This is a genomic window from Mesorhizobium sp. M2A.F.Ca.ET.039.01.1.1 (assembly GCF_003998035.1).
Taxonomy (GTDB): Bacteria; Pseudomonadota; Alphaproteobacteria; order Rhizobiales; family Rhizobiaceae; genus Mesorhizobium.
In genome coordinates this window covers 1-4,906 of sequence record NZ_RZRY01000481.1, presented here as the reverse complement: position 1 = coordinate 4,906, position 4,906 = coordinate 1, and the positions used below count along the sequence as shown (strand labels likewise).

General features: G+C 56.5%; 2 protein-coding genes and 1 pseudogene. 1 reads left to right on the top strand and 2 read right to left on the bottom strand.

Going from position 1 to position 4,906, the window contains the following annotated elements; translation table 11 throughout:
- Positions 1-869 (top strand): DNA cytosine methyltransferase (locus EOA24_RS43335; protein ID WP_133374631.1); only part of this gene is annotated, 869 nt, incomplete at its 5' end.
- Between the two features lie 821 nt (positions 870-1,690).
- Here the strand turns inward: EOA24_RS43335 and EOA24_RS27360 are convergent.
- Together EOA24_RS27360 and EOA24_RS27355 are read right to left on the bottom strand one after the other, a co-directional pair.
- The gene (locus EOA24_RS27360; RefSeq protein WP_127410261.1) at positions 1,691-4,018 is read right to left on the bottom strand and encodes an ATP-binding protein; all 2,328 of its coding nucleotides are present in this window, start codon (positions 4,016-4,018) and stop codon (positions 1,691-1,693) included.
- Positions 4,019-4,209: 191 nt separating this feature from the next.
- Positions 4,210-4,723: pseudogene (locus tag EOA24_RS27355) on the bottom strand (transposase); the annotation flags it as partial.
- Positions 4,724-4,906 lie beyond the last annotated feature (183 nt).

The window sequence follows — 4,906 nt, the reverse complement described above, 5'->3', positions numbered from 1 at the left end:
ACTATGTCGCGAAGGAGCTGGACAAGCTCGGCTATGATATCTGGTCCGATATCCTGAGGGCGGCGGATTGGGGTGTCCCACAGCGTAGACCAAGGTTCGTCCTGATTGCAGCACTCAAGGGGACGCTGCCTGGAATTGACCCGTTGCAGCGCATGCGTGTCGGGAGAAAGGCCTTCCTGAAGGCGCGGGGCCTCGGCCCTGGGTTCACAAGTGCGGAAGCGGCGATTTCTGATTTGGCAGAAGGTGACAGAGAGCCGGATCTAGATTCTGAGTGGGGGCATCTTGGCTTCAAGGCGCTGAAGCGCGCAAGCGAAACGTCCAGCCCGTATCAGAAATTGATGAGGGCCGGCAGTTCAGGGCAACCACAAGACATGCGCCTCCCACGACACGGCGTTACCTCAATCCGGCGCATGCAGGATATCTTGGACAACTGCGAGCGTGGCGTGTGCCTACGGATGGAGGATAGGCAGCGGCTCGGCATCAAGAAGCGCTCGACAACCGCGCTTGATCCCGAGGCCCCTGCGCCAACCGTCAGCACACTGCCGGACGATTTCGTCCACTATTCTCGGCCAAGGTCGATGACGGTTCGGGAACATGCACGGCTACAGTCCTTCCCTGACTGGTTCTCCTTTCACGGCCCGTACACAAGTGGCGGGAGCCGACGAAAGGATGCATGCCCAAGATTCACGCAGGTGGGAAACGCGGTACCGCCGCTCCTCGCCGAGGCATTGGGCGAAATGCTATGCGGATTGCTTCGCATCCAGAAGAACGACGAGCTCGCTCAGTTCGCGGAAGGCATCGATGTGAGCAGCAAACACGCGCCGAATTTCGGGGAAATCTCCGACACTAATTTCGTCGCTTCCTTGTAGGACCCATCCTGCTTCCCCCTGCACCTCAACGACGTGGCCAAGAATGTTGCGTTTTTTCAGGACACCCTGGACATATTGAGCACTAAGCCTTCTCAACTCGCGAAGCCGTTCAAGTTGCTCTTCACTTAGTCCGAATGTCGTCGGATCTGCGGAAGCAACCTGCGTGAGGCGACGAAAGTGCTTGAATAGCTTCGCGCTATCGATCGCACGGGTGGCCAATCGGCTGCCGAAGTCGGAGGCTATGGAGGCCTCATACGTTTCCTTCATGTCATTAATAAATCCAAGGACATCATCGTCGAGCTCAGTCATCTTTCCGGCGCAGTTTGGATCGCGATTGCACATCGACAACATGGCCGTTTTCATGAGCGCGTCGCACTCAGCGACCACCCTCATCGCCAAGCCCCTCATTCCTGATAGTCGGTCTAGTGACCGTGCAGTGTGATCTATAAGCATCCCGGTGCGGTCGATGAAGCGCCGGCGAGCACTGCAGTAGACACCTTCTACCTGCTTGTCCGCGATCATCCGACGAAGCTCTCCCTCCTGCACGGTCCCCGAATAGAACAGGATGGTGGTGGAGGGGAATAACTCTCTAACTCTCGGCGCAAGTTCGTCGCCGTTCTCATCCTTCAACCGATAATCAAGAAGAATGATATCGTAACGATGATAGAGCTTATGTGTCCGGGCTAGTTCCTCGATACCAATGCCGTTAGGAATCGTCTCGATGCGCGCGATAAAGCCCGCCTCACGGACGCGACGCTTGAGGCTCTCCTCCTCCTCATTGTTGAAGGAGTCCTCAATCCACAGAATACCGAAGTCTAGGTTCATAAATCCTCCCCTGGAACTACAATCTCAAAATCCGCTCGGCTGCCGTCGCCAACGAGCTCGATGGTTCCGCCCATTCCCTGTAGAATCTGGCGCGCACTATACAGTCCCAGCCCCGTCCCATTAGCTGAGCCTGTATACCCGGGCTCGAATAGCTTGGATGAATCGACTTTCTGCTCGTCGATGCCCAGACCGTCATCTACGACCTTAATTGCAACAGAGTTCTTTCCCTTACGGGCCGCGGAGAATTCGACCTTGCTAGCTTTCGCCTTACGAGCATTATCTAGGAGGTTGTCGATGAGTACCGCGATGTCGACCGGTGAGAACTCCCTTTGCAGCGACAGGCCCGAGGCATCGAATGAGGCGTTTGGCATGTCCGGCACGCCGACCAAGCGAACTTGGAAGTACTCGCTGAAGAACTGCAACAAGTCGCCGCGCACTTTGTCCGTCTGCAAGTCGACTCGAATATTTGGAGCGAAGGAGAGGACGGTGCCCAGCCTCTCGCCTGATAGGCTGGCGCCTGCTATCGAAGACGACACGCGCCTAGCCGATTGGCGGATCGAGGCAAGCAGGTCTTTTACGTCGTCAATCTCCTCTAGATCGTCCGGTATCTTAGCGGTCGAGAGGACATTTCGAATTTCATGTGCTGCATTCGCTATTGCCGAGCGAATGTGCCCCAGATGAATTGTGGCTTGGTGCATCAGCAGTTGGACGCGTTCCACGTCGACATCCCGGCTGCTTCCCAGAAACGCGGCCTGCTGCTCTAGGCGTTCAATACGGGCATCGGCGCGATGTCGCTCCTCAATCGCGCGCCGGGCAGCGTCCTGCGCTTCTGCCCTTGAAGTCTTGAGTTCTTCGATTCGACGTCGAGCGTCCTCGATTTGGTTGAGGAGGGAGGTATCACCTCGACTCTCAGCCACCTCCGACATGGCCTTAAGTGTGTCTTCAGTGATTTGGTCGGGATCGTCCGAGACCCTGACAATATCTGTGTCGTAATAAAGGATTTCGATCTCTTTTGATCGCGCGAGCGATCCTACGATAGCTAGGACCCTGGCTCGGGCCCTGTCCGTTTCAAGGCCCTCGGCGGTGTCTCGGTCTTGATCCCGGCTGTCCTTCCAATTTACGCCGACAACATAACGCTCCAACCGGAAGATCATGTGCCTCCGAATAGCGTCGAACAAGGCACGGCTGCGAGCGTCCTCGATAAGACCTGCGTCTCGGCTCGATACTTCACGGAACATCTTTGGGCGTGCCGTAACATCGACACGCCCAATGATGTCGCGCGTCCCCAGATAGCGCGATTGGCCCTGCTGCTTCCTACGGTTCAGCCCGAGAGTGTCGTCAAACTCCTCCCCTATGGGAAATATTCGGAATCTATTGAGGAACAGGAATACGCTTCCGAATTCAATCGGTCGTACGCCCATGCGAGCGGTAAAGGTGTGTTTCGCGGACCGGTTTAGAAAATAGATCTGCCCCTCGATCTGACTATCGTTTAATTCCTCATACTGTGATGGCTCGCGTATTGCATAAATTTTCCTGCCACGATCGAAGAGGGTCGTGTTGATGACGCCGTTTTCGATGGCGACTTCGATGCGGCTGGTTTTTTCTCGCAGCAGTTCTGCGATCTCATTGCCGACGCGACCGTCGACATCCTCGACTGCTTCGGTAGTGCCGTCGACGAGCCAAGTTGATACGGCGACATCAGTAGTGGTCCCAAACGGGTCAATAAGCTTGGCTAGGTCTCTGCGCAGCTTCTTTATATTCTCCGCGTCCCAGTCTTGCCGCGTATCTTTGATTATGAGCACGGTGCCATGCAAAGAAGGCGGCTCGGCATTGTAGATCGTCGGGAAGGACGTTGCTGCGCCTAGCGCAACATCGACATCCTGGAACTCGTCCGTGCTATCCTGCTCGAAGCGCGTCCAGTCAATCTCAAGCTTCGAAATGGACTTCTTGCCCTCTGCAAGGCTGTAGAGTTCGAGCCCCGCGCCCAAGGTGTCGCATGCGAATCGGCCGATACCTTTGCTTCCCGCAAATTGACCAGACGGCCTGATTTTATCGCGATATGTATCCGGCTCGGCCAGCGCCTTCTCGGAGTAAGCAACGAAAAGCCATTTGTCACGAATATCAGACTGGGACATACCGTGGCCATCGTCGACAATGGCTATCGTCCTCTCTTCGGGATCAAACTCGATGTCTACTCTGGTGGCACCAGCATCAAAGGAGTTCTTTACAAGTTCGAAGATCGCTACGAACTCGTTCGTCACGAGATCGCGGCCGATTATGTCCTTGAGATGGGAACTGACTCGAAAAGTCTCAGAGGTTGTCATGTGCCCGGCTTATCCTAGATTTATATTCGAGCAAACCGATTCGGAGAGTTGTAGCATCGTTCTGGACAAGTATTTGTCGAAGCGGCGCTAAACCGGCACTTGAACCGGTACTAGGATGGCCGATGCCGCGATAAATCGCCAGATGCCCTTAGCGAAATCGCTCACTAGTCGACCGTGAACAATCTTGACCGCTAAGCGGCAAGCTGCTTCGGCCGGTTCAGGAACGCGGCGATCAAGAGCCACAAAAATTGCTTCAGCCACCTGAGCAGGAGGGAGAAGTTGTAGCCGGCGGCGGCCAGGATGGCGTTGACGGCGTCGCCTTGGGTGTGAGCGAGGTAATTGCGGCCCATCCGGTGCTCAGCCTTGATGTGGCCGATCACGGGCTCGACGGCCGATCGCCGCCGCATCTGGCGCTTGATGGCCGGGGTGACACGGCGTTTCTGGCCGCTGGTGAAGACCCTGAACTTGTGGCTCTCCGGTGCGTTGTGGCCGCGATAGCCGGCGTCGGCGAGAACGCGGCTGATCTCGTTGCCGATGGTCTTTTCCATGTCAGGGATGATCGCTGCGAGCGTGTGGCCGTCATAGGGATTGCCGGGCAGCGCTTTTGCATGCAGGGCGAACTGGCCACCCTTTGAGCGCTTTCAGCGTGGTGGCCACCGACACCTTCACCCCGAACTCGTAGGGCGCATGCGCCTTGCCCTTACCACGTTGAGGTGCGGAATCGTGCGACCATCCCTGTCGCCCGAGGCCGCGAACCCAGGCAATTGGCCGGAGCGAAAGCAGCTCTTTTTCGACATCATCGAGCGTCTGGAAACGGCAACGGGTCCGGACCGACAGATCGACATCGACATCGCTTTTGCGCTTGGCTGGGTCAATGAGCGCGGCACG

Bases quoted from the DNA above. Each gene is read 5' to 3' on its own strand.
- EOA24_RS27360 (WP_127410261.1), bottom strand. From the start codon at position 4,018: ATGACAACCTCTGAGACTTTTCGAGTCAGTTCCCATCTCAAGGACATA.